This is a genomic window from Runella salmonicolor (genome assembly GCF_024158025.1).
In the GTDB taxonomy this organism is placed as follows: Bacteria; Bacteroidota; Bacteroidia; order Cytophagales; family Spirosomataceae; genus Runella; species Runella salmonicolor.
Window position 1 is genome coordinate 127,824 of the sequence record NZ_JAMZEL010000009.1, and the last position, 24,964, is coordinate 152,787.

Below are 24,964 nucleotides of genomic sequence, written 5' to 3' on the forward strand. Positions count from 1 at the left end.
CTCCTTTTTTGCAAGAACTCACCGCGCTTCTGGGCGTGCGACTCAGCGTCAATGCCGACGTTCGTGAAGCGCACGGCGCAGGATACAGCTACCATGAATGTATGCCGCCAGATGTCGTGGTATTTCCAAACACTACCGAAGAAGTCTCAGGTATTGTGTCTATCTGTGCTAAGTATGGCATTCCGATTGTTCCGTTTGGGGCAGGAACTTCCATTGAGGGCCACGTTTTGGCGTTGAGAGGCGGTATTTGTATCGACCTGCGGGAAATGAACCAAGTACTGGAAGTCAATAAAGATGATATGTACGTACTCGTGCAGGCGGGCGTAACGCGCAATCAACTGGACGAGTTGCTCGAAGGCACGGGCTTCTTTTTTCCCATTGGGCCGGGGGTAAACGCGACCTTGGGCGGAATGGCAAGCACGCGGGCGTCGGGCACCAATGCCGTTCGCTACGGAACCATGAAAGATAACGTATTGTCGCTAACGGCCGTGCTTCCCGATGGCAAAATCATCAAAACAGGTAGTAAAGCAAAAAAATCGTCGGCTGGGTATGATTTGACGCGTCTTTTGGTCGGAGCTGAGGGCACGTTGGGCGTCATTACGGAGCTTACATTAAAACTGCACAGTGAGCCTGAAACCATCTACGCGGCGGTTTGTGCATTCCCGACGGTCGAAGCGGCAGTAGCCACTGCTATCAAAACGATCCAGAAAGGTGTGCCCATTGCCAAAATTGAACTTCTGGATGCTGCTATGATGGGGGCCATTAATCGGTATTCATCGCTTGATTATGAGGAAGTTCCGACGCTGTTTCTGGAGTTTCATGGCGCGGTGGCGGAAGTAGAAGGTCAAATCCTTAAAGTGGAAGAATACGCCCATTCTTTTGGGGCGGCGGACTTTGTTTGGGAAAAAGACGAAGCCCGACGCAAGCGATTGTGGCGCGCCCGAACCGACGCGGCACCCTCCGCGATGGCGTTGCGGCCCGGCGCAAAACTAATGTCGACAGACGTTTGTGTGCCCATTTCTCAACTCGCAAAGTGCATCGTAGATACGCAGCAGGATATTGAAAAAACAGGCATCATGGCCCCCATTCTTGGGCACGTGGGCGATGGTAATTTTCACCTTACGATACTTATAAATCCCGAAGATAATGAGGAGTTTGAGCGGGCCAAAGCCCTGAATGAACGCTTGGTACGCCGGGCGTTGGCGATGGGCGGTACCTGCACAGGAGAGCATGGAATCGGCGTGGGGAAATTACAATACATGGCCCTTGAACACGGCGACTCACTGGATATGATGCGGGCCATCAAGCACGCCATCGACCCCCAAAATCTGATGAATCCAGGGAAACTGTTGCCTGAGCAATAACGTTGGTTTTAGTAGGCACCCGTGAAGCAGGTTTCTTAAAACCTGCTTAGAGGTTGCTCACAACCTCGTCTTCTAAAATGCCAAAAAAATTAAAAAACGCTTGAAATCCCTTCATTTTGATAAAAAAGGGTGGCCTCAAAATTCTGAGACCACCCTTTTTGTGGATTCAATACTTTGCAATTACACCAACTTAGCGTCTAAGCTGATGGGCACCGCCGCTAACGCCTGTGAAATAGGACAATTGGCCTTGGCAACGCCCGCCAATTCAAGGAATTTTTCTTCTGATATGCCCGGAACGGTTCCTTCTACGGCAAGTTTGATGGCCGATACCCGAAAACCAGCATCGCCTTTTTCCATTTCAACGGTGGCTTTGGTGGCCAATTGAGTAGGAGGGAAGCCCGCACCCGTCAATTGAAAGCTGAGGGCCATTGAAAAGCAACCCGCGTGGGCAGCACCGATGAGTTCTTCGGGGTTGGTGCCTGCTTTGCCGTCTTCGCTTACAAAGCGGGCCGCAAATGAATAAGGAGTTTCGTTCAGAACGCCACTTGTTGAGCTAAGGGTTCCGCTGCCTTCCAGTCCAGTACCTTTCCAAACGGCATTAGAAATTCTTTTGATTGCTGCCATGGTTTTGATGAGAATAGTGATTATTGGGTTGTTTAAAAAATGTTGACCAAATTGGTAACCGCAATTCTACAAAATTATTTCCCTTTTGTCATTAAAAATCGAACCTTCGACGTAAAAAATGTAATAGTGCATTGTTTGACTTGAAAATCGCCTTAGACGGGTTGCTCTTTGAGGGTTGAGGCCGCGTTCTTCTTGGCCAATTTGTTTACCCGATAAACCATATAAATGCAAGAAAGAGAAACAACTGATACTACAACTCCTAACACATCGTAGTTTTGTAGTGGACTGAAATTGTCTTTTTGGACCACAATCAGACCCGCCACAAACGAGGCGATTCCGCCCGCAATTTGTTGCAGCGAGGAGTTGATGCTCATAAACGCACCACGGTCTTGCATCTTCGGTATGGCACTGGTGAGCGTAGTGGCGGGTACCATCCGGCTCATGATTCCCATCATCATCAATACGTTGAAAATAATAATCACCCACAGCGGAACCACGGGTAGATTGGTGTAAATTAGCACCATCACGACCATCCAAACGGAGGCAAACGCAAAAAGGTTAAATTTTTCGATTTTATCGCTCAGCCGCCCAATCATGGGCATCACGATGAGCGAACTGATGCCCGATACCATAAATATAATCGGCAGTTGTTGTTGGCTGACTTCTAAGTTGTTGACGGCATATGCGCTTCCGAAGGGCATCATCATAAAGCCGCCGATGGAAAGTAGCGCCGTAGCCAAAAATGCCGTTTGATAATGCTTTTGGGTAATGGTGTGAACTAAATGCGCAAGCGCCTTACGCTCGGTTTTGAGTTCGAGGTGCTGGGTAATGGGCTTCAACACCTGCATGATAATGAGGGCCAAAACGGTGCTGAACCCGACAATCAACAAAAATGGTGATTGCCAGCCCCAAAGCGTGGCTAAATAGAGGCTGATGGGAATGCCCAATACTTGACTAGCCCCAAAACCCATCTGGACGAATCCCATCACCCGGCCGCGCTGTTCGAGCGAAAATATATCGGTAATGATGGCCATGCTGATGGAGCCGATGACCCCACCAAAAATACCCGTGAAAATGCGCGCCGCTACGAGAGCTTCGTAGGTAGGTGCCAAACCGCAAAAAAGTGTACCGATGATAAAGCCGATGTAAAAAAATAACAGCAGTCGTTTGCGGTCAAATTTATCGGCAAAGCCTGCCGTCAGCAGTCCCGAAATACCAGCACTGAAGGCATAACTGGAGACGACCAAGCCAAATTGAGAAGGGGTAATAACCAATGATTTCATGAGCAAATCGCCCAAGGGCGACATGACCATAAAATCAAGAACAATCGTAAATTGGGTAATGGCCAACAAGGCAATGACCGATTTTTGATAGGAAGAGAATGGGATAATGTTTGCTTGCTTCATGGGTGTTTTTATAAAAAGCGAGTAATTTTTTTAATGGCTGTTCTAAAGTAAATGATAAGGGTATAAATGGAAGGGAGATTAATCACCCAACTCAACACATTCAAATCCAGCTTGCTGCACCAACTCAATGATTTCGCGGGGAGAAACGCCGTCGGCTTCTATACGAAGCACACAATCACAATCTTCGCAATCGACCGTCCAACGGTTTATCTGCTCCAAGGTAGCCATAAAAGGTGCTAAAGCTGCCCGGTCGTGCGGGGTTTTGACGGTTGTTTTGAAGACTAGAATTTGAAGCAGTTGTTCCATGAATCAGCGTTTTTGTACATTCAAAAACTTTTTTGATAACACCAAAACGTTTCCGTTTTTTGGAGAAAAAGGCATTAATTTTTGGTTAAATTTTTAGGGCTTCAACGCTTTAAGAACCAATTCAAAGGTCTGATTCATAGTTTCTTCAGAAAATTCAAAACGTTTACCCCCTAAACTGTGGCCTTCATTGTGAAATTGAATCAAATTATAGAGCGGCGCGTAAGCAACTGACCAAAACACTTCGATGGGCATGGGGCTAAGTTCGCCTCGTTGCACCGAATTATGGACAAACTGTCCCATCGCCGTTTTGAATTCGCCCATAAAACTTCCCATCACTTTATCCCTGAAAGAAGAACTTCGCATTTGTTGATAAAATTCCGTTTCCAGTCGATTTTCAATGGCGTACTTTGCGCGGTTGCGCCACTGAATACGAAGCCCCTCGGCAAAGGGCAGTGTGGGGTCAAAATTTTGCAGAATGGTCGCGCTAAATTTTTTGCCTATTTCAATTCCTATTTGGGTAATCAGGTCTTCTTTGTCTTTGTAATAAATGTAAAGCGTAGCCGGTGAAACCGCCGCCGCTTTTGCCAGTTTTTGCATACTAAACCCTTCAAGGCCTTGATTTACAATTAATTCTAAGGCTTTTTGGCGAACAAGCTGCTCTTTATTTTCGTCCCGTGTTCTCATTTAAATGCAAATATAAATGAACGTTTGTTTATTTATGCTTGCTATGAATGATTTTTTTGAATTTTTGCCAGTTCCCTAATTAAAAACGCTCCCCGCTTGTGGGATTCAATAAAACGCAACGGGCGGGGAGGACTAAAAATTAAAATACGTAAAAATTAAGCCAAAGCGGCCTCGGCGGCTTCGGCTCCCGTGGCTACGGCACCTTCCATAAATCCCTGCCAATCAGCAATATGCTCGCCTGCAAAATGAATATTGATGAATTTGGCGGCCAATATTGGTCGGATATTAAACCACTGACCTTTGCCGTATACAGCATAGCTTCCTTTGGAATAGCGGTCGCTGCCCCAATAATAATTGACTTCTTTGCGGAAATAATCTTCGGCGCGGGCCAGCGGGCGGAGGCTTTCCAACACCATTTGTTTGCGCAGGTGGTCGTCATTCCAGCCAAAAACGTCGGCTTTTTCGCCAATGCTGTACGAGATAAGCGCCCCTGATTTGGCGGGTTGGTTTTTGGTGGCGTGGTAAAAATAGTGGGCGGAGGTGTCGGTGATGAGATCGAAATCTTCGCGTCCCCAAAAACGCTCGCTAAACAACACCGCATGTTTGTTGATTCGGGCGTATTGCAAAGCGTTGATAGCGTTGATTTTTTCTTTGGGCAACGCGGGTGTAAATTTGATTTTTGCCAACGAAAAGGTCGGAATTGTGCAGATAAGTCGGTCGCCTTCAAAGGTTTCGCCGTTGGTACAGGTGATTTTTACTTTGCCGTTTTTTTGTTCGATAGCTTCTACATGGTAGCCGAGCTTTACCTTATCGCTGCCGATGTGTTCGGTGATTTTGCGGGCCAAGGTGCCGTTGCCGCCTTTCATTTTGAAGTCCATTTCATTTTTTTTGCTCGATTCGGCGTATTCCGATAAGGCCGAAAACCCCGAAACATGGCGGATACTTTCGCCAAAATCAGTGCTGTCGAGCAGCTCGCGAAGAAACAAATCGTTTTCGGGAATGCCGTTATTGACCAAAAAACGCCACCAATCCATGTTGTCTAGTTCACGTTGTTGGGCGTCAGAAAGGTTTTTGAAGTTTTTTAAAATTTCCTCAAAACGTTTTTTCCACTCTTCGCTGTACTCCCATTGGTCGCTGGGTTGGTAGCTGCCACGAAAGAGTAAATCGGTTTCAAATTGATTATTAAACAGTTCAATATCAAAGCGTTTGCAGAGTTTTTGTACTTCCTCATGTGAGCGCCCCACCCATTCGGCACCAAGCTCTACGCGGAGGTCATTGGCGTCGTCGAGTACGTGCGTAAACACCCGCCCACCTACGCGGTTGCGGGATTCGAGTACCACAAAATCCATGTTGGCATCGTGGAGCTTTAAGGCCGCCGAAAGTCCCGAAAATCCTGCCCCCAAGACAATGATTCGGGCGGGTTTGGTACGAATCGCTTGGGTGAGTGAAGGGTTGGCAACAAGTGTAGCGGTACCAGCCACGGCACCTAGGTTTAGGAATGTTCTACGTTTCATAAAGGGTTGACCGTTAGACGGAATGAATAATCTAAAGCCAAAGCTAACAACTTTTTACGGCTCTTACTTTATGAAGCGAGGGGCTTTTATTTAATGGTCAAAGTCAGCTTATTAGCCGCTTTTTGTGGGCAGTATAAACGATATAATTCACAAAGTGAAAGTATCAAACTTTCACTTTGTGAATCGCTACTTTTTCGGTTAAAAATGTACTTTGGAGACGTTGGTGGTCTTTAAAATTGAAAACCTGACCCTCCCGTCTGACGGTTTCTATCTTGTCAAAATCAAGCGTTTCTACAAGCCAGCCCACCTTTTGAGGCGTCATGGTTTGGAGGATTCCTTCTTCGGGCAAGTCTTTGTCGGGGGTGCAATAACACGCGGCGTAGCCGAAGTTAATGTCCACGGCAGGCGACCACGGAGCAGTGCCAACGGTTTGAGAAACAACCGTATAGGCTTGGTTTTCCAACGCCCGGGCCCGAGCGCCCACGTGTACCCGGGTGGCGCCGCGAAGAGTTTCGGTGCAGCTCGGTGTAAGAATCAAAGAAGCGCCCGCCGCGCACAGCAGGTGAGAACCCAGTCCAAATTCAACATCATAACAAACCTGAACGCCGAAACTTCCCCAATCTGCTTCAAACAGCGTGAGGATTTTGGGTGCGGTTTGGATGCCCCATTCTTCGTCTTCGAAGCGCGTCATAAAAAACTTGTCTTGGTAGCCCGCAAATCCGTCGGGTGAGAAAACAAATACGCGGTTGTGTTGGTGATTTTCTTCGATTACGGGCAGGCTTGGGGCCACAATAATCACTTGGTACTTTCGGGCTAATGCGGCAAAAACAGCGCAAAAATCTGCCTTCAGTGAATCTAATTCCAACACCTGCCGACGAATATCGGCCCGAATATCGGGGCCGAAAATGCTCACCAATTCCATGGAACCGTATTCGGGAAAGAGCAATAATTGCGCTTTTTGGACTACAGCCTGTACAACCCATTTCTCCGTATGTTTTTGCCAATCCTCAAATGTTTTATGTTCCGTAATGGGATATTGCGCAGCGGCAACTGTTAGGTTCTTCATAGAAAAACAATCAAGGTTGAGGATTTAGCAGACGGCACCAGTAGACCATTTTTTTGGGGGTTGACTGTGTTTGACCAATATCGGGCCACTCAAAGGTGCTTTGTAAAGCTGGCTCTTTTTGATAACCGCGTTTGGTCCAAAAAACGTCGTTGGGTCGGTAGCCCTGCGGCTTAGATGGATGATTTTCTGTGCGCTCTACCGCACAAAAACAGGTCATTTTATAAGTGCCAAAGCTACGGGCTTGGGCTTCGCGCTCGTCAAAAAAACGGTGTCCCAAGCCCAGTCCACGGTAGGCGGGTAAGAGGATACTTTCGCCAAAATAAAAGATGGTATTGATGTCAAAACCCGCTTTTTCAAAAGGCAACCGAACGTCGGCGGTTTCGTCAGCCAAGGGAATGCAGGTGGTAGCGCCTACCATTTCGGTGCCGTCGTAGACCGCAAACAGAAAGGAGCGTGGCGCTTTGGTATAAATCTGCAAATATTCCTTTTCGTAGTCAAGTGTGCCTTCGTACAAATAAGGATAATCGCGAAAAACGGCAATGCGCAGCTTGCCCAAGTTCTCAATCACCGAAGCAATTTCAGGGCCACGTTTGGCTACAAATGTAAGATTTGGGAACATGAAGGAGAATTATTATGATAAATCATTGCGTCTTAGCGACTTTGCGTGAAGCCTCTCCTTACGATACCAATTTTATCCAAAGCGTGAGGTTGTAGTAGGTCGTTACGCGGGTGATTTTTCCTTCATTTATTTCCAAAAATGCCGCCGCAGGCAACACATAAGATTGTCCGTGGGCTAGGGGAAAGCCCTCTTCGCCTTTTTTGTAAATACCGTTTACCACAAACTCCACCGCCACGCGTGTATCGTTGGGCTCACTGAAGAAAACCATGTCGGTCAGGGTTTCTTCGTAGGCATCATCCATGCTTTGCAAAAACTCCGTAAATTTCTCAATGCCAATGCGTGGCTCTTCGGCCTGATTGGGTTCATGGCGCACGTTAGGGGCCAATAAATCCAACATTCCTTGCCAATTTTTACGGTTAAAACTGTCGTAATACTGTTTTGCGATGTCGAGAGAAGTCATGAGTAAAAGTAAGTTGTTGAAAAGAAAGGTAACTTGTTTTAGGGCGGTGTCAGTTCCGTTTGTGCGGAAATTTGCCCAAAAACGGCCATTTCCCTTTCATCGCTCATTTCAATAAAGACATTGCCGAAGCCGTATTCGTTTTATTATCTAAACTGCTTAGGCTTTAACTTTTGGGCGGCAAGTTCGGCAATTTCGGTGATTCTATTTTGGCGGGTTTCGGGTCGTTTGGCAAGTACCAGCCATTGTAAGATACTTTTTCTGACCGATTTGCTCAAACCCAAAAAAAACTCCTCCGCCACGGGTTTCATTTTGAGTTCGTCGGCCAAATCTTGGGGTATTGTGAGTTCTTCTACCTCATCCAAAATGCTCCACGAACCGTTTTGTTTTGCGGTTTCAATACTCTCAAAACCTGCCTGCGTCATAAGTTCTGCCTCAATCAATCGCTGCACTTTTTCCTTGTTGATCTTCGACCAAACACTATTCGGTTTTCGTTTGCAGAAAAACTGCATATATGTCTCATCGTCAATCGGTTTTGCGGTACTGTCTATCCAGCCAAAGCAAAGTGCTTGGTCGACGGCTTCGCTCCAAGTGATGCTTGGCGTGCCAGATTTCTTTTTATAATAAACAAGCCAAATCGACTGTTTTGAACGATGATTTTCTTGTAGCCACTGTCGCCAATCTTGGATGTTTGTGGGGCAAAAAGTCTCTATTTCTTTTGTTTGCATTGATTCGTCATTATTTGGTAGCGTTTATATATCAAGTCAATACTCGCCAGTGTATTTTGTATAAAGTTTATTCCATCCTAACACTGTTCCCACCATAAAAAATAGATTTATCACCATTTTGAATACGGGTGCGGGAATACTTGTCGGTCGGGTGATGCACTGCGCGTTCATTTTCTTGGTAAAGTAACACATTTTGGGAATGTTAATCTGGCCCTTTTTATTGTAATCTTCATCCAAAGTCAGCCCGCCAAAGCATTGGAAAAATTTGAAATTGTCGAGTCCAGGGCGGTATTCTACGGTGCAGTTCATCACCTCGGGTTTGTTGTTGAAAGCGATGTGTCGCTTGCCTTTCGGGACGGTAATCGAATCGCCAGTCTTGACAATATGTTTCTGTCCGTCAATCAAAATGCGCATTTCGCCGCTTTTGACGTGAAATATTTCGGCCTGATTGATATGAATGTGTTCAAACGGAACATAACCCTCGGGCTGAACTACCCAGTCAATTGTAAATGCTTCTTTGGAAAATGAAATGCAGCGGAATGTCTCGCCTGCAATGGGATTTGTAAATCCAGCGTATAAGTCAGTTGCCATTTGTCCTATTCGTTTAGTGATTTATATTTTTCCATTGGTCTTTTAGACCTCATTTCAATTTGAATGTTCGTCGTCAACGACGCAGGGTACGCTATCTATTTCAAATTCTTTGAGATAGATAGCATGGGATATAAAGTTTTTTAGCTCGTTAAACTTCAATTTGTCAAAGTTAGGCTTCATTTCTTAACCAAAGTCAATGAGATAAAAATAGCGTCGAGATACTTTTGTGACGTCATCGAAACATAAAAAATGGATGCCCATTAGGGAAACAATCAACTAACTTTAAAAATAACTATAATGGAAAATAAGAAGAGTTTTCTATCGACGATTTGGGTTTTTGTGACCCTAAATTACCTCTACTGCGATTTAATTGGATTGATGGACTCATCTTTATTAAAACAGTATTTAACGGGCAATGTTGATGGACTTGCAATAAATGAAAATTTTTTGCTTTATGCTGGTATACTTATGGAAATTCCAATTGCAATGGTACTGATTTCCAGGGTATTACGTAAAAATGTGAATTGTTGGACAAATATAATGGCTGGCACTCTAAAAACGATTGTAATGATTATTACTCTTTTTATGGGTAGTATTACGAAATACTATGTTTTTTTTGCTTCTATCGAAATAGCCACTACTCTTTTTATTGTTGGGTACGCCGTTAAATGGTTAAGACAAAAAGAAGTATAGATTAGAAATTTTGTTTTTTTGTTTGCAACTTTTTCCTTATTCTACTCAACGACTCTGGCTTTACGCCAATGTAAGTAGCAATGTCATATTGAGGTACTCTTTGAAAAATTTCAGGCCTTGATTTTAATAGTTTTAAGTAACGTTGCTCTGGTTTGTCGGTAATGTAAGTGGTCATTAAATTTTGTTGCTCAAAAAATACCGTTTCCATTATTTGACGAGAAATGCTTTCAAATCGCGGAAACTGTTTAAATAATTCCTGCGCTTTTTGCTCATTTCCAATGACTAAACATGTATCTTCTACACAGATTAAATTGTATTTTGAGGGCGTTTTAACTTTGAAATTTTCTAATGAAATAATCCATTGTTCTTCACTAAAGAAATTTGTTGTGATTTCGTTGCCGTCAATGAGTTTGTACTGCCTCACCAGTCCTTCAAGGATGAAATAGGTGTCATTGTTGTATTGTCCTTCTTTTAATAATAAATGCCCTTTGGGTAAATTTTTTATAATCATACTCTCCGAAAGTACGTTAATTTCGTTCGTAGTTAGGTTGGTTATTTTCAGAAAGTAGTTTATAAGTTTATTGTTCATTTTTGTGCATCAAGCTGATTTATTTCGATTTTGTTATAAAAAATATCAAGCTATTTTGGCAATAAAGTTAGGGTTTTAATATACTTGGCCTTTTAAATATAAAGCTGTTGCGAATCGAAAACCACCTTTGGAGATATTTTGAGTCCGAATCTTTCCTGCAAAATCATAGAGACCTCAAACAAATATTTGTGTATTTGTTGTAAACCCTTCGTTGTTCCTATTGAAATTTTACTTATATCGTTAGTATCAAATAAAGCATAAGCCTTTTCTAAACTCTTCTTGTCTATATTTTTCATATCTCCTATAAAATAGAGTCAACTATTGTGAATTTATTTTTCTTTTTCAAATTTTTCTTTTGCCTTATTGTAGTTGAATGTTAATTTGCCTTTTTTTGAATTTTCAGAAATGTCTATAAAATATATTTTTGAATCTGAGATGTAATAATTAGCGCCTTTATTGTTTTTGTATTCAAGATTGTAATCGCTGCTTTCAATAAAGTCTTCGTTGTAATTGCGTGAATAAAAGAAGTTTTCTGTTGCTTCATGAAAGTGATAATCAAGTAATGTTTCTTTCTTATCTAGGTTTATTATTTTTACGAAAGTTTTCTTTTTTGAATCTGCGCCCGATTCCCCTTTTTGAGTTGTGTAAGAAATAGAATATTCCAACACAATCTCCTGCAAACCCTTTTTGTCGAAATCTATTTCGAAAATTTTAATCATTTGAGGAATATCTTGTTTCTCCTCAAAGGCCTCTGTTGGTTTTATTTTGCCGTTTAATAAATTATACGTACTTCCTGATTTGGGGTCTTTTATCTTTAAAGAATAGGTTGTGTCTGAGTTTTCCTGAATAATTTCATAGCTTGTCTTATTTTCAAACGTGCCATTATTCTTTTGGGCATACATCCTAGCATTTATTGATACCAGTAAAATGTTAAGAGCCAAAAGCGTTTTCATTGTGTTTTTGTTTATTAGCTAAAACAGGGCTTTCGCATAAAAATGTAAAGAGGGGATAAATAGGCATCTTTGAGGTGTTCTAAATCTTAACAAGATGTCTCCTACCCACTCATTACAGGCCGAAGATAACACGTTTTTCCATCTACTTCAACAGCAGACCGACTTAGATATAAGTGCAAATGAGGTCAAAGACACTCGTACCCTTGGTGCTTATGGGGGGACTGATTGCTATACTCGCGGGTCACGGCGGCTCACTCTCTTCGATTCACCGCTACATTTTTAATCAGTTTGAGTGGCTTTCGGCCCATTTTCAGCCGTCGGCCCAACAGCCTTTCTTTCGTGCTCAGTTGCGGTGCCTATTAGCGTTTGTCAACACGCAACGTTTTGTGTCGCTTGTCGTCAAGGTCTATGGTTTGTCGCTGTCCCAGAAACAGCAAAGCTGGTTGGCCGCTGATGGTAAAGAGATTAGGGGTTTGATTGCCACAGGTTGCATACGAGGTATGAGTTGTGTCTCCTACTAAGCGGCCAAAATAAGAGTATAAACTCTCTTATTGACCTGTTTCGTGATAAAATCAAGGAGTTGTTTCAATTTTTGAAAATCAAAAAAGTTTTATGAAAAAGCCCTTTTCGTGGTGGTAAATGGAGCTCATATTGTTTTACTGTTTTTTAGAAATTATCCGTTTCCTGACCATTTAAAATGTGCCAACCAAGGGCAGTAAGTTTTTTTGCGGACAAATTTTCTTGTTTAAACTCAGTCAGGTGAACATTTCCATACTTACAAATAAAAAACTGTACTCTTTCATCTGTATCAAAGAACAAGATATACTCGGCGGCACTGGGGTCGCAACGAGTAATCCAAAAAACAATTTCAATTATATCGGGCAAACTCTCTAAGTCAAAAGCAATGACTTCGTAATAGCTTTTATTCTGAACCATTGTTTCGAGCTTTTGGTAAGAATTAGCCAAGCGGCTGTTCCTGACTTTTCTATTTTCCAACAAATTAAGCCTTAAATGACTAATAAGTAGAAGGTTTTGTACGTGGATGTTTTCTAATAAATCTCGCAGTTTTTTTGCTAAAATGGGGGTAAATGTCTCAATTTCATGGTGATATAATGATAGCACTTTATCAAAAACAGGATACTCAAAAACCTCGTTGTGGATACAATCAAACTGGGTTAAATATAGTTGCTCTTCATTGTCGACTTTATAGTAGTCTAACATATCATTGTCAAAAAAAGCCTTCTGCAATTTGGCTAATTCCGAACCAACGATTCGTTTGGAAGTTACCATTTCTTTTCTTGTTACTAATCGTATCATAGAGGACCTATTTCTTTATCGGTATTTCGTGCAAAGTTACATCCAAACAAGCATCGGGGCAGCGGAGAATGGGCTTGATGAGCAGAAAAATAATTGTTTTTACTTTTCTGCATAAATGGATTTTAGTATAATATATTCTACCGTGCTTGTTTTAAACTTGCTTGCGGCAATCTCAAATATGCCTGCCGTTGGCAAAGTAACTACTAATTTCTGCTCTGATAATTTATGGAAAGGAGCAATGTATATTTCATATCGGATAGGAGCAGGAGTATTGCGGGCTGTTTGGGGTTGGTTGATTTGGCAACGGAGTTTCTCGGTGCCGAAACAGCCATTTTCTATTTTTGTCAATTGTTTTGAAACAGCATCATGTCCGTAATCATTTTTGTGGAAATAGATACTTGTTTTCATTTTCTTGTAAAATAATGCTTTACTGTCTCGTCGGTCATGGTAAGATTAAGAGGCTGAAGCCCCAAGGAATTATCTTTTAAAACACTACTGATTTTTTTTTGGAGGGCTTCTTTTTCTGTCAAAAAAACTTCATTGCGACGACTTTCGGTTTGGGTATATCGATTTATAAACAATTCAGTATCTACGTAGATGTTTCTCAAATGGGCTACAATATTTGAAAAACGTTGAATTTTAGCAAATTCAATAGGGTACTCTTGTTCAATATTGAATTCGTTTGTGTGATTGTTTACACGGTCTTGTTGGGTATCATTGATGACCCCCAGCCAATTTCGTTTTTCATCGTCTTCGCCAATTACTTTATTGCGTAAAAATTCATTTTGAGATAGTGTTCTTAGCGATGTTCCCAATGAAGCTCGCAATTTTTTGTTTTTGTACATCTTTTTGATGTCTTTGTCCATAGTTTGGAAGGTTTTGTCTAAACGAATCAACGCCTCGGTAGCCGACCAAACTACCTGCTCAAATTCCTGCTGACGCACTTTGTCGGCAATGTTCCAATCAATTTTATCAAATACTTCAATTTCTATGGCTACTCGTGTAGTTGAATCAGCTTCGTCTTTGGCTTCCAAAACAAGCTGAAAGGCGCGTTTGGGCTCCTCTTGTGCATTACGGAGTTGGACAAAATCATAGCCGGGCTGCCACCGAAACCAATAGGTATTCACCGCAGTTTTGGTCAAAAAATGTGCAGGATTAAACCTACCATACTGCACGCTCGAATACACCTCAAACTCGCGCAGGTCGTCGTTGGGGTCAGTTATAGCTATTTTGATAGCTACAGAATCAGTTTCTTCGATGGCATACCACAGGGTTTTGGGCGAAATACTGATGGTAGGCGGCAAATCGTTTTTGGTTTTTTGGAGGATGATTTCTCCTTTAGCCGTCAGATTTTCGGAGGTATTGGTTTCAAAGATTTCGTATTCTACGGTTAGTGGGAGTTTGCGATATTCGGCCAATGAAATCTGTGCTGTAAATAAACCTTCGGGTGTAAGGCGAAGGCCTGCATGGCCTTTGGTCAGTAGCCGAAATGCCACCTCATGCCCTTCTTGATCGCGGTAAAAACCTTTTGCAGGAAATTGATGCGTAATTACCTGTCGGAAGTTGGTAAACCAAAGTATTTCGGGCGCTTTATGAAGCAGTTGAGGGGGATGATTGGCCGATGGCACAGCTACTTGAGTTGCTTGGACAGTATCCGTTGGAGCGCCCCGCGGTGTATCTATTTGAGCACCGGCCCAAAAGTTACACAGCATCAACGATAGCAAAAAGAGCGATTTCATTTGTTGTTTTGTAGTTGCGGCGCACAATGGGTATTGTAATAACCCACCATTTCAACCATATTTTGAGCGATAGGCTCGCGCTTTTCTATTTGCTGAACCAAATCAGGGCAATCTGCAAAATAAGTCATCAACTGTTTTCGGGTAGAGAAACCCCAGACTTCTTTTATGGTTTTTTGGCCTTGCTTTTTGAGCATAAACCGTTGGGTTTCGCTCTTGTCGTAACTGTTCAAGACAATGTAGGCATAAAGGTGCAAGTAAGAACCTCCAAAATCTAAAGCAAACTGCTGTGGATTCCCTTTTTCATTGGTCCACGTAAAAGAGCTGAATTTTATGTTTTTTCCATCGGGCATAAAAAGCGTAAATGATTCAGTATCTTGCGGGTGTAGCGTTTTTTTTACTCCACTGCTATCGGTACACGTTACCTCTGCCTGCAATCTATACAGGTTGGGCCTTGTCAGCCCCCATTTCACCTCGAAAATAGCCTGAACAGTATCCTGTTGGGGTGTTATGTAAAACCCTTTTATATCTTTGGCATAGCTGCCGCAAGCAATGCCCAAAAGCATTATTAAAACTCTGATATTCATAATGAGAGAACTGACAAGTTTGATAAATAGACACTTGTGTGTGGGGCATCGCTCCACTTGGCCGTTAAAATTGCCAAAAGGATTATCTTTCCCTGAAATTTTGTGAAGAGTTTTCTTTAATGCGACGGCAGTTGCTGCCGCACTAAAGAAATATATGTCATTGTTAGTTGAAGAAATAGTCTTTAATTAATTCAACGCCAGAACAAAAAGCTGCCCCTCCTAAAGCGCCCCATCCGCCACCAAGTCTATATCCACCTATTGCTCCATCTACATCCGATCCCCATGGGAATTGTTTTAAATTTGGGTTAAAGTAAGGGTTCTTGGGATTGAATTTTACATCGGACCAAAATTTATAGGAATAACGCATTATGGAGGTGGTTTTTAATAAATATTCTTTGTCATTAGATGATATTTTCTTATCCGAAATTATCATATCCTCAATAGCAATTATTTCATTAAAATCATTATTGGTAGCTGCTTTTTCTAATTTTTTAGTTCTATAAAGTTCCCAAAGTTTCCAAAACCAATCCTCTAAAGGGCTTCGACCTGGATTAGGGATAGTGTAGTTTTGTCTAAAAACTTCTAAAAAAGTGGTTTTAGGAGTTAAAGCCTTGTGAAATAATATTATTTCCTCATTAATAGGTTTCGTTGGCCCTGGTGAGCCACAGCAACTCATTTTTCTTTCACAACATTCATCTAAGAATTTAAGGTATATCTTATATGGGTCTTTAATGTTGGAAGTTTTTGCCATTTTTAAGGTATTAGAATTAATCAAATCAAATAATATTTGATTATGTTGCCTACCTATATCATCAAATTTGTTTTTTCTATTTTGTTGTCCAACACAGATTACGTTATAAGACAGAAACAGTAACACAAACACTTTTTTCATTTTTGTAAAAATTTAAGTTCGTAAAAATCACCTACTCTCTAAGCTTTTCGGTATCCGCTCCCACGGTCTTTGTGCCGCCGGTGGGGTGCTGCAAAGGCAAAGCAGTGGCTAAGGTCTTGTGGCCATCAAGAGCATAATGTGCTGATTTGCAATATTTTAAAAGTATTTTTTTAAAGCCAGGGGACGCCTAAAACTTATGAGACATTTTGACTCATTATGATGGTTTGCAAAGAGGCTTTCGGAGCTGTATAGCCTTTGTTTTAATGCAACCCTTTCCAGCCGGGAGCGCCACTGCCTGCATCTTGTACATAACCTTCGTATTTGTCTATCTCTGAATTGTAGCGAATCATGCCCACTATAGGCGTAGAAGGTCGTTGGGCACTAGTACCCACAGGAATAATGATAGCATCGGTACCGACTACATCAAGTGAGGCTCGGGGTAGAGAAGCAGTATTGACACTTATCCGACCTTTGTGTGTAGCATTCCCGCTCTGATAAACCACAAACCCATTAATATTATTTACACCACTATATCCTGTCCCCACTACAAATCGTGGAGAGTTGGCATCATCTTGCCCTGCTGTGTTGATAGTTGGGTCATTAAACTGCCCCACAACTAAACAATATTTAGAATTAGAGGTAATATTACGTCCAATAGCAGCCGAATACCGTTCTGTTGCAACCGCTGACTCTCCAATGGCGAATGAACCTAAATTGGTTGTTTTACCGTTGTGGAACGCCAACGAGCCTACAGACTCCGTAGAGCCGCCACTAAAGGCCAGCGAAAAGTCTGCTTTTGCTTGACCATTAGAAAAAGCAACAGCGCCATTGGCAGAGGCCTTTGCATTATAGCCTAAGGCAAAACTATTGCCAATACTTGCTTCGGAAAGATTTCCAAGTGCTACAGAATTTATACCAGATGAAATATTTCTACTTCCACCTGCAAATGAGTTAGTGCCACTGGCTATGTTGTTCGTACCATATGCCAATGAATAATTTCCGATGTTTACTTCCCTAAAGGCCTCTGAATAAGGGGCATAATTGTCTGTTTTTGCAAGGCCTGCCCGCAAACTGCCTTTGTTGGTATTCCAAAAAAACACCGTACTGTCGTTTACAAAGAATTCATTAAGAATTTTTTTCCTAGCAAATATCCGCGTCGGAGTCATCTCTGCAAACTGCCCCCAACTTAATATCGGAAATGCTATCATTAGAAAAGAAAGTGATTTTTTCATTCTTGATTAATTTAAGTAGTTATGAAAAAAAAGCCATGATTTAAGTATAAAGCCCTAATGGACAGGTGTTTAAAGCTCAATAAAACAATTTATTTCGTTCAGTTACTTACTGAGTCACGAGGCACTTCCAAGCCGTGCCGTTGTAGAGTTTGAGGCAGTTGTTGGTCGTATCAAAGACCAACATCCCTTTTTGAGGGGAGATTATTGCCGAGATAGCAGCAGCGGAGAATTGAGGTATTGTAATAAAACCGGGCGCAATCGTAGCTGATTGTACGGGCAGCTCCCCACAGGTTCCTGCCAATAAAACCCCATTGCCCCAATCACAGGGAGGATTATTCAAATTATTTGAAATTGTGTACAAAGTAGTAATTCTTACCCCTACACTAGCACTTACTATTGCCTGATCTAACGTCCAAACTCCGCCTACACGATAAATTCGATACATCTCATAATATGGAGGCATCTGTGAATAAGAGGTAAAGGGAATATTTGAATACAAATTTGTACCAGCATCGCTGTTGAACACCTGCACAGTTTGGGCCGTGCCTAAATTATAGGTTGTGTTTGCGCCGGCAGTACTTGCACCCGTGACCGTAATTTGCGCTTGGATAGGTGCAGAAAACAACAGGCTTATTATAAAAAATGCAATGTATCTCATAATCTGTAGGGTTTTAGAATGATTTAAATTCATTGGTAGTAATAATTAGCGGTTCTTCTGAAGCAACATTTTCATTCTTAATTTGACTTCTTTTTTTCGGCGACGTGCAATAGGCACCGCATAACCGTCAATCATAATTAATTGATTCGATGTGCATTTCTTTACATGAAGAACATTGATAAGACACTGCTTGTGTACTCTCAGAAAAGAGTCAGAACATTTTGAGAGATGCTCCTCATAAAAACTTACGGCTCGACTGCATAGGTCTTTTTGGCCGTTGGCCATTACCAGATGTGAATAATTACCGTTGCCAGTGATATACATCAAATTTGCCAAAACAATGTGTGGAGAGAAGAGTGTGCCCTTCAATAACAACCGATGAAACTGCCTGCTGCAAAAAACCTGTTCATGTGGGATAGATAAACCTGTCATAATGTGGTGTTGGTAAATAGGTATAAATCGAATCATTTAAACGACGGCACAAAATTGATGTCATTCTGCTGGCCCAACAAGCCTTAAACCACGGTATTTAACACCCACGTTTAACGATAGCTTTATACCGTTTTTTAACGGTAATACATGCGTAATAACCCGTATTTAACCAAACTGATAAATAGTTGAATATGCTGATAATGAGTATTTTGTGATTTATTGTTAAAATTAAAGTCCTTTGCTTTTATCTTTTGAAGCGTATTTAACGTCTAACTTTGAGGGGTTCAATCAGTAGAGTTCAAACTTTCAATTTCAGAATGAAAAAGTTATTAATCATTACAAATTTAGCCTGGGCGGCCACTTTCTTTATGTCTTTTAAATCCGAGCCCGTTTCACAGCAAAAACCTTGTGATCAATTTTGTTATGATTACAGTAACAGCGTTTTTAGCGGCCTCTCACTGAGTGAAGCCAAAGAACTTACGGGATTATATTCCAAAAATCATTATCCGTCGTATACGCGGGGTATGCAAAGCGGGTTCTCACGGAAACTAGTAGATTCTAAGTCAGTCTGGTTCAGCCTAGAGACGCTGAAAAAATTTATTTACCAGATTGAACGGTTTTCCTGCCAAAATTGTGGGCAAAAAGCCCCTGCTTTAGGTGTAAGAATATACTTTGGCGAGTATTCTGGTACTACCGGAACCAACGCTGCCCTGCCCGGCTTTCAGAATTTGCCCCGCGAGTATGCCGGCCTGCATACGCTGATGATGGTGCCTACCATTAAACAGAAAAATAAAAACGTGGACTTTGACCCGCTGGCTTCGTACAACCAAGGCAAATGTGAAATCAGGCCATTATCGGAGTATTTGAAAGGTCTGAATAAATCATACATAGACAAGTCAATCAACGAACTGCAATACAACAACGCAATGGCCTTTAAAGCGGTGATTCTGAGTCCAGAAGTAAGCGCCCAAAATCACGGGGGATTATGTCCGCCAGTTTGTCAAAATGAAGATACGGCTTTTCCTAACCAATAATCTCCAGAAGTATGGACATGCTACTGTTTAAGAAAGCGTATATCGGTTTTGAACTTTTAGCTGGCCTAACTGGCCTCATTTATTGGAAAAAATTAAGCGGCAGCTACTGGCAGTACTTTCCGATGTATTTGCTTTCCATTGCTTGTTTAGAAACCCTCAATTATCTGATTCCTATCTCGTTAAGGGGGCCGTTAGCCATCTATATTATTATTCCCTTTGAGTTTTTATTTATGTATTGGCTGTTTTATAAAACCCTGAACTCCCGACCAAAACTTATTTGGACGGGGGTGTTGGTTTACGTTTTCGCATTTATTTTAGAGCTCATCAACGATGCTCACCCCATCGGCAAAGACGTGTTTTTGTCTTTTTCGTACACCATCGGCAACATCGTTTTGTTGGTATTTATCCTTTATTATTTTTATGATTTGGTCAATTCAGACCGTATTCTGACATTTTACCGTGAGCAGATGTTTTGGGTAGCTCTTGGCCTGCTGCTATTCTTTCTGGGGACTTTCCCTTATTTTGGAATGTATAACTACTTAAGAAACAATTATATGGCCTTACTTTTCAGTTATACTTGGATTGTTATATTCTTAGATTATATCATGTATCTGCTTTTTGCGGTCAGCTTTATATGGCGAAAAACGAACTGACACTCTTCCTGATTCTGGTCAATGTGACAATACTTATCTTTATTGGAGGGATTGCCGTTTTTGTTATACTATATCGACAACGCAAAATCCAACACGAAAAAGAAAAACAATTGCTGCGACAACTGCACCATCAGGCACTGATTGAGACCCAATTGGACGTTCAGAAACTTACTATGTTCGATATTGGCCGTGAAATCCATGATAATGTGGGGCAAAAACTCACCCTAGCCTCCCTTTATACCCAACGTCTTTTATACGCCCGTCAAGCAGAATACCAAGAACAGCAGGTAACCGAAATAGCTAAGATCATTAATGATTCCTTACAGGATCTGCGGCAACTGTCCAAATCGCTGGTTCAACCCGAATTGGCCCAAAAGTCACTGTTTGAGCTGTTGATGCAGGAATCTGTTCAAGTAAATCAGGCGGGCATGTGCCAACTCCAAATAAACATGTCCCCCTCTGACTTGTTTTTTTCCGTTGCGGCCAAAAATAACCTCTTCCGCCTAGCACAGGAGTTTATCCAAAACAGCCTAAAACATGCTTTTTGCCAACATATATGGATTGACATCCAACAAAAAGACGATATTGTGTATTTTCACTTTACCGATGACGGCAAAGGTTTTGACATTCACACCAAAATCACTGGTATAGGTCTGTCTAACATCAAACGACGGGCCAATGAGTTGCAGGTCATTGATTATGCGTTTACTTCCGTTGTTCATCAGGGAACCGACTTAAGATTTGCGTTAAAATTGTAAAAAGTTTGTATGAAGTATAAAGTAGTGGTGGTAGATGACCACCTATTGATTGCCAAAGCCATTGCCGCGATGGTACAAGAAATGAAAGACTTTGAGGTGCTGTATGAGGCCGAAAACGGCAGTGTGCTCCTGCAAAAATTCAAAACAAGGGAAAACATCCCCGATATTGTTTTACTTGACATCTCAATGCCCATTATGAATGGTTTCGAAACCGCGCAGTGGCTGCATGACCACTACCCGGGCGTCAAGATTTTGGTACTCTCCATGCAGGATGATGAAGCCTCGTTGATAAGGATGATCAAATTGGGTGCAAAAGGGTATCTACACAAAAACGTCCATCCAGCCGAGCTGGAAAAAGCGTTGATTAATCTCATAGAGCGGGGGATGTATTTCCCGCAGTGGGCTACCGCCGTTTTTTTTCAAACTATCGCGGGGCCTCCACCAAAGGAAAGTTCAAAAGATGAAAAACTGAGTAACCGTGAGCTGGAGTTTTTGCATCATGTATGTTCGGAATTGACCTACAAAGAAATCGCTGACCTGATGTGTTGCAGTCCGCGAACGGTAGAGGGCTATCGGGATGCCCTGTTTGAAAAATTGAACATCAAAACAAGGGTGGGATTGGCTATGTATGCCGTTAAAATCGGTATTGTAAAAGTGGAATGATTTACATTTCGAATCCTCAAAAACGTAATATCACAAGCCTTACATTCACTTTGGTATTATTTCTGAAATGTTTGCTTGTCATTAAACAACTAAATGAGTAACAAAATCTAGGTTTGGACTATAATAAATCCCAAAACACAACTCGTGTTATCTGTGGGGGCGAACACTTTGTCATTTTTATAAAAAAAAACTGCATCTCTATATACTATTGCATATATACCTCTATACCTCCCAAAACGGTGCATTAACCGCCATAGCCTACCCTCAAATATAAAAAAACAGCCGGCTGTTTCCAACCGGCTGTCCTTAAAACGGAGTAGATTCCTACGGAATGATAAAAGTACCTTAGCGCTTCTCGCCCGACATTTGTCCCGTCTTGGTGGCGGGGGTCGTGGCGGGCGCGTTTTTCACATATTTGTCCAACCAGCCGTTCATTTCGTACAGCATGTGCAGGAGCGATTCTTTGGCGGTGTAGCCGTGGCTTTCGTAAGGCAAAAACACCAATTTGGCCGTGGCACCCATGCCTTTGAGGGCGTTGTAATACCGCTCCGACTGAATCGGGAACGTACCCGTGTTGTTGTCGGCTTCGCCGTGGGTCAATAGGAGCGGGGTTTTTACCTTGTCTACGTTCATAAACGGTGACATTTTATTGTACACATCGGGGGCTTGCCAGTAGGTGCGCTGCTCGTTCTGGAAGCCAAACGGCGTCAAAGTACGGTTGTAAGCGCCCGAGCGCGCAATGCCCGCTCTAAATAAGTTGCTGTGCGACAATAAGTTGGCGGTCATAAATGCGCCGTAAGAGTGGCCTCCTACGCCTACGCGGCTGGCATCCACTACGCCGAGGCGTACGCCTTCGTCGATGGCGGCTTTGGCACTCGCCACCAATTGCTCTACGTAAGTATCGTTAGGCTCATTGTCGCCTTCGCCCACGATGGGGATGGAGGCGTTTTCCAACACCGCGTAGCCCATGGTGACAAAGGCCGCGCCCGTCCAATAGCTGATGCGGTTAAACTGGTACGGCGAGCCGTTGACCTGTCCGGCGGCGGCGGCATTCTTAAATTCGGCAGGATACGCCCACAGGAACGTTGGTAGCGGACCGTCTTCTTTTTTATAGCCGGGAGGCAGCAGCAACATGGCCGTCAAATCCACGCCGTCGGGGCGTTTGTAGCGCAGTTGTTGCTTCTGAATGCCCTTAAATTGCGGATAGGGATGCGGGAAAAACGTTACCTGCGTCAACGCGGGCTCGGCCGCTTTTTTGCCCTTTTTGGGCGCAGGTTTCAGGTTACGGATAAAATAGTTCGGCTGCTCTTCCTGCGACTCGCGCGAAGTGAGAATCAAACCTTTTTCGGCGTTCAGAATGCTGATGGGGCGCTCAAAAAACGGTGCTTCGGAGCGGAACAAACGCTTGGCCTGCTTGGTGGTGAGGCTATACACATCCACAAACGGACGGTCGCCTTCGGGAGAGGCACCTTGGCCCGTGAGGTAGATTTCGTTGGCGGCCGTGATGTCAAGCACGTATTCGCCGTAGGCATTTTTCTTCAATTCGGGCGTGCCGGGGTTGTTGTAACGGTCTTCCGATGAGCGGTCAAACAATACAACTGGATTGGCAGGATTGCTTGGATTCACCAATTTGGTGATGATTTTGCGCGTAGCGTTCCAACGCTCCGAAAACAACGCTATTTGGTCATTGCCCCAGGTCACGCCGCCAAAACGATAAGCCGCCGCGTAGATTTCTTTGGCTTCGCCGCTGAAAGGCGCCTCCAACGTGTACACCACGTCGCGAATGGCAATTTTGCGCTTGGGGTCGCCGCCATCTTTGGCTTCTACCCAATACACCGTTGCGGGCGCGTCGTTGCGCCAGTTGTGGTTGCGTTGTCCCGATGGGGCGGCATCCTGCCCCCAGGGCACATTTTCCTGCAACGGAATGTCTGTCAGGGTTTTTACCAATGCACCAGCGGCGTCAAAAATGTCTATTTTAGAAGGAAAACGGTTGACCGTTACCAGATACGAAAACGGACGGTGAATGCTCTCAATCATCACATAACGACCGTCGGGCGAAGGAGCAGCGGTGGCGATGAGGCCCATATTGCCGATTTTTTGTACGCTGCCGTCGAGTCCAAGTTTCATGGTTTGGGCCGTGGCGTAGTATTCAAATTGCTTCTCGTCGGCGGGACTTTTCAATAAGTCCTGATAAGTAGCGGCTTGGGCCTTGGTGCCGAGATTTTCCTGAACGGTCGGTCCCGAAGGCACACGGCTGATTTCGGGGGCGGCACCACGCTCGGCGGGTATTCCTCTGACGATGAACGATTTGCTGTCGGAAAGCCACTGGTACGGCACGCCCAACACGGCGTTGAGGGCTACGTCGCTTACCTTGGTGGCCACGGCGGTGGCAACATCGACTACGTATAGCTGAATTTTGGTGTCGGTCGTGTGCGTGAAAGCGATTTTGCTGTCATCCGGCGACCATTGAATCGAGGAAATTTGCGGATTGGCGGGCAAGCCTGTTACCTGAACGTCGGTGGCATTGGCCGAAACCTGCCGTAATTTAAGGTTGTTGACGTACACCGCCCGGCTCGGGCCGTTGGTGGCGGGGTTGATGCGCAAACCAGCGATTCGGTACTCGGGTTGTGAAAGTTCGGCAATGGTCGTGGTGGCGGTGTTTCGTTCCGAAATCAGCATCCATTGACCTTTGCTGTCCACGCTCACCGTTGGCGTGGGCGGGGCGGTGACCAAATCGGCTAGGGGTTTGGGGGGCGTCTGGTAGCCGTCTTGCGCAAACGTAGCGTAGGCACAAAGGCACCAGATAAACAGGAGTGGTTTTCTCATTGATTTTAGTTGGTTAGAAGTGTGAAATAGAGTGGTTATTCAATGTTTTTGGGTTTTGTTCGTCCAAAAAAGCCAAATTGCTTGCCGAGTTGTTCTTCCATGTCGCTTAGTTCGATTTTGAGGGCGTGGATAGACAACGAAATCTCCCAGATTGACAAACTCAGCGCGCCGATTTGTAACAATAACGCCACGAAAAATAATACCTGCGCCACAGATTGATACTGTAAATAGATGAAAAGCATCGAAACCGCGCTCAACAGCAGGCTCGTCACGATGATAAATTGAATGTTTCGGATAATATGCACCCGCCGATGAAGGTGTTTGATTTGCTCGACGTAGTTCTCATCGGGGCTTATCCGAAATTTATCGTGCAATTCTCGAATCAAACTGGCGATGGCGAGGTAGCGGTTGGTGAAGGCAATCATCATCAACGAAACGGTCGAAAATAAAATAGCGGGGGTACTGATAGCGAGTTCCATACCGAAAATGGGAGTTAATAAAGCACGATAATAACGACTTTTTGCGGATAGTGTGCCTTCTTTGTGTACTTTGCACTAAAAAAATACCCACTGTTAGCTTCTG

The 24,964-nt window shown here is 43.2% G+C and carries 29 protein-coding genes; 7 read left to right on the top strand and 22 right to left on the bottom strand.

Annotation, left to right across the window (positions count from 1 at the left end):
- Positions 1-8 precede the first annotated feature (8 nt).
- Positions 9-1,364: an FAD-binding oxidoreductase gene (locus NCI00_RS19885; protein WP_253530476.1), complete on the top strand. Its 1,356-nt coding sequence runs from the start codon at positions 9-11 to the stop codon at positions 1,362-1,364.
- A gap of 180 nt (positions 1,365-1,544) precedes the next feature.
- Here the strand turns inward: NCI00_RS19885 and NCI00_RS19890 are convergent, their stop codons facing one another.
- The 10 genes from NCI00_RS19890 to NCI00_RS19935 form a co-directional block, all read right to left on the bottom strand.
- Positions 1,545-1,988: an OsmC family protein gene (locus tag NCI00_RS19890; RefSeq protein ID WP_114065951.1), complete on the bottom strand. Its 444-nt coding sequence runs from the start codon at positions 1,986-1,988 to the stop codon at positions 1,545-1,547.
- A 152-nt stretch (positions 1,989-2,140) separates the two neighbouring features.
- Complete coding sequence (locus NCI00_RS19895; RefSeq protein ID WP_253530477.1) at positions 2,141-3,394, bottom strand: MFS transporter; 1,254 nt, start codon at positions 3,392-3,394, stop codon at positions 2,141-2,143.
- Positions 3,395-3,472: 78 nt separating this feature from the next.
- Positions 3,473-3,700 (bottom strand): hypothetical protein, encoded by a 228-nt coding sequence (locus tag NCI00_RS19900; protein ID WP_253530478.1) that lies wholly within the window; start codon positions 3,698-3,700, stop codon positions 3,473-3,475.
- Positions 3,701-3,793: 93 nt separating this feature from the next.
- Positions 3,794-4,384 carry a TetR/AcrR family transcriptional regulator gene (locus tag NCI00_RS19905; RefSeq protein WP_114459578.1) on the bottom strand — a complete coding sequence of 197 codons (591 nt, stop codon included), beginning with the start codon at positions 4,382-4,384 and terminating at the stop codon, positions 3,794-3,796.
- A 155-nt stretch (positions 4,385-4,539) separates the two neighbouring features.
- A complete protein-coding gene (locus tag NCI00_RS19910; protein WP_253530479.1) occupies positions 4,540-5,898 on the bottom strand; it encodes a flavin monoamine oxidase family protein in 1,359 nt (452 codons plus the stop codon).
- 163 nt (positions 5,899-6,061) lie between these two features.
- Positions 6,062-6,964 carry a carbon-nitrogen hydrolase family protein gene (locus tag NCI00_RS19915; RefSeq protein ID WP_253530481.1) on the bottom strand — a complete coding sequence of 301 codons (903 nt, stop codon included), beginning with the start codon at positions 6,962-6,964 and terminating at the stop codon, positions 6,062-6,064.
- A 10-nt stretch (positions 6,965-6,974) separates the two neighbouring features.
- Positions 6,975-7,583, bottom strand: coding sequence for a GNAT family N-acetyltransferase (locus tag NCI00_RS19920; protein WP_253530483.1), 609 nt, complete (start codon positions 7,581-7,583; stop codon positions 6,975-6,977).
- A gap of 58 nt (positions 7,584-7,641) precedes the next feature.
- Entirely contained in the window at positions 7,642-8,043 is a 402-nt protein-coding gene (locus tag NCI00_RS19925) for a nuclear transport factor 2 family protein (protein ID WP_253530484.1), read from the bottom strand.
- A 143-nt stretch (positions 8,044-8,186) separates the two neighbouring features.
- Positions 8,187-8,768 (bottom strand): YdeI/OmpD-associated family protein, encoded by a 582-nt coding sequence (locus NCI00_RS19930; RefSeq protein WP_253530485.1) that lies wholly within the window; start codon positions 8,766-8,768, stop codon positions 8,187-8,189.
- Positions 8,769-8,804: 36 nt separating this feature from the next.
- Positions 8,805-9,359, bottom strand: coding sequence for a cupin domain-containing protein (locus NCI00_RS19935; RefSeq protein WP_253530486.1), 555 nt, complete (start codon positions 9,357-9,359; stop codon positions 8,805-8,807).
- 297 nt (positions 9,360-9,656) lie between these two features.
- On the opposite strand from NCI00_RS19935, the gene NCI00_RS19940 reads away from it, so the two are divergent.
- Positions 9,657-10,052 (top strand): DUF6326 family protein, encoded by a 396-nt coding sequence (locus NCI00_RS19940; RefSeq protein WP_253530488.1) that lies wholly within the window; start codon positions 9,657-9,659, stop codon positions 10,050-10,052.
- A gap of 1 nt (position 10,053) precedes the next feature.
- On the opposite strand, the gene NCI00_RS19945 is transcribed toward NCI00_RS19940, so the two are convergent.
- Together NCI00_RS19945 and NCI00_RS19950 are read right to left on the bottom strand one after the other, a co-directional pair.
- Complete coding sequence (locus NCI00_RS19945; protein ID WP_253530489.1) at positions 10,054-10,563, bottom strand: Crp/Fnr family transcriptional regulator; 510 nt, start codon at positions 10,561-10,563, stop codon at positions 10,054-10,056.
- A 407-nt stretch (positions 10,564-10,970) separates the two neighbouring features.
- Complete coding sequence (locus NCI00_RS19950) at positions 10,971-11,594, bottom strand: hypothetical protein (protein ID WP_253530490.1); 624 nt, start codon at positions 11,592-11,594, stop codon at positions 10,971-10,973.
- Positions 11,595-11,773: 179 nt separating this feature from the next.
- On the opposite strand from NCI00_RS19950, the gene NCI00_RS19955 reads away from it, so the two are divergent.
- On the top strand, positions 11,774-12,115 hold the full coding sequence (locus tag NCI00_RS19955; protein ID WP_253530491.1) for a hypothetical protein: 342 nt from the start codon (positions 11,774-11,776) through the stop codon (positions 12,113-12,115).
- A 145-nt stretch (positions 12,116-12,260) separates the two neighbouring features.
- Here the strand turns inward: NCI00_RS19955 and NCI00_RS19960 are convergent, their stop codons facing one another.
- The 8 genes from NCI00_RS19960 to NCI00_RS29600 all read right to left on the bottom strand — a co-directional run bounded on the left by NCI00_RS19960 (position 12,261) and on the right by NCI00_RS29600 (position 18,484).
- Positions 12,261-12,911, bottom strand: coding sequence for a hypothetical protein (locus NCI00_RS19960; RefSeq protein WP_253530492.1), 651 nt, complete (start codon positions 12,909-12,911; stop codon positions 12,261-12,263).
- Between the two features lie 99 nt (positions 12,912-13,010).
- Positions 13,011-13,319 carry a hypothetical protein gene (locus NCI00_RS19965; protein WP_253530494.1) on the bottom strand — a complete coding sequence of 103 codons (309 nt, stop codon included), beginning with the start codon at positions 13,317-13,319 and terminating at the stop codon, positions 13,011-13,013.
- Entirely contained in the window at positions 13,316-14,650 is a 1,335-nt protein-coding gene (locus NCI00_RS19970) for a hypothetical protein (RefSeq protein WP_253530495.1), read from the bottom strand. Before NCI00_RS19970 ends, NCI00_RS19965 begins: the two co-directional genes overlap by 4 nt.
- Complete coding sequence (locus NCI00_RS19975) at positions 14,647-15,234, bottom strand: C2 domain-containing protein (protein ID WP_253530496.1); 588 nt, start codon at positions 15,232-15,234, stop codon at positions 14,647-14,649. Before NCI00_RS19975 ends, NCI00_RS19970 begins: the two co-directional genes overlap by 4 nt.
- Before the next feature lie 163 nt (positions 15,235-15,397).
- Positions 15,398-16,126 carry a hypothetical protein gene (locus NCI00_RS19980; RefSeq protein WP_253530497.1) on the bottom strand — a complete coding sequence of 243 codons (729 nt, stop codon included), beginning with the start codon at positions 16,124-16,126 and terminating at the stop codon, positions 15,398-15,400.
- Between the two features lie 260 nt (positions 16,127-16,386).
- Positions 16,387-17,358: a hypothetical protein gene (locus NCI00_RS19985; protein WP_253530498.1), complete on the bottom strand. Its 972-nt coding sequence runs from the start codon at positions 17,356-17,358 to the stop codon at positions 16,387-16,389.
- Positions 17,359-17,464: 106 nt separating this feature from the next.
- Positions 17,465-18,016: a phage tail-like protein gene (locus tag NCI00_RS19990; RefSeq protein WP_253530500.1), complete on the bottom strand. Its 552-nt coding sequence runs from the start codon at positions 18,014-18,016 to the stop codon at positions 17,465-17,467.
- Positions 18,017-18,061: 45 nt separating this feature from the next.
- Positions 18,062-18,484, bottom strand: coding sequence for a LytTR family transcriptional regulator DNA-binding domain-containing protein (locus NCI00_RS29600; RefSeq protein WP_374758846.1), 423 nt, complete (start codon positions 18,482-18,484; stop codon positions 18,062-18,064).
- A gap of 281 nt (positions 18,485-18,765) precedes the next feature.
- On the opposite strand from NCI00_RS29600, the gene NCI00_RS19995 reads away from it, so the two are divergent.
- From NCI00_RS19995 to NCI00_RS20010, 4 genes are read left to right on the top strand one after another with little or no spacing between them, the layout of a single operon-like run.
- Positions 18,766-19,482, top strand: coding sequence for a hypothetical protein (locus NCI00_RS19995; RefSeq protein WP_253530502.1), 717 nt, complete (start codon positions 18,766-18,768; stop codon positions 19,480-19,482).
- A gap of 11 nt (positions 19,483-19,493) precedes the next feature.
- A complete protein-coding gene (locus NCI00_RS20000) occupies positions 19,494-20,135 on the top strand; it encodes a hypothetical protein (protein WP_253530504.1) in 642 nt (213 codons plus the stop codon).
- Positions 20,117-20,893 carry a sensor histidine kinase gene (locus NCI00_RS20005; protein ID WP_253530506.1) on the top strand — a complete coding sequence of 259 codons (777 nt, stop codon included), beginning with the start codon at positions 20,117-20,119 and terminating at the stop codon, positions 20,891-20,893. The genes NCI00_RS20000 and NCI00_RS20005 overlap by 19 nt, the downstream gene beginning before the upstream one ends.
- Positions 20,894-20,902: 9 nt before the next feature.
- Complete coding sequence (locus NCI00_RS20010) at positions 20,903-21,556, top strand: response regulator transcription factor (RefSeq protein WP_253530508.1); 654 nt, start codon at positions 20,903-20,905, stop codon at positions 21,554-21,556.
- Positions 21,557-21,901: 345 nt separating this feature from the next.
- On the opposite strand, the gene NCI00_RS20015 is transcribed toward NCI00_RS20010, so the two are convergent.
- Positions 21,902-24,382: a S9 family peptidase gene (locus NCI00_RS20015; RefSeq protein WP_253530511.1), complete on the bottom strand. Its 2,481-nt coding sequence runs from the start codon at positions 24,380-24,382 to the stop codon at positions 21,902-21,904.
- A gap of 35 nt (positions 24,383-24,417) precedes the next feature.
- Entirely contained in the window at positions 24,418-24,861 is a 444-nt protein-coding gene (locus NCI00_RS20020; protein ID WP_253530514.1) for a DUF2721 domain-containing protein, read from the bottom strand.
- Positions 24,862-24,964: the final 103 nt, after the last annotated feature.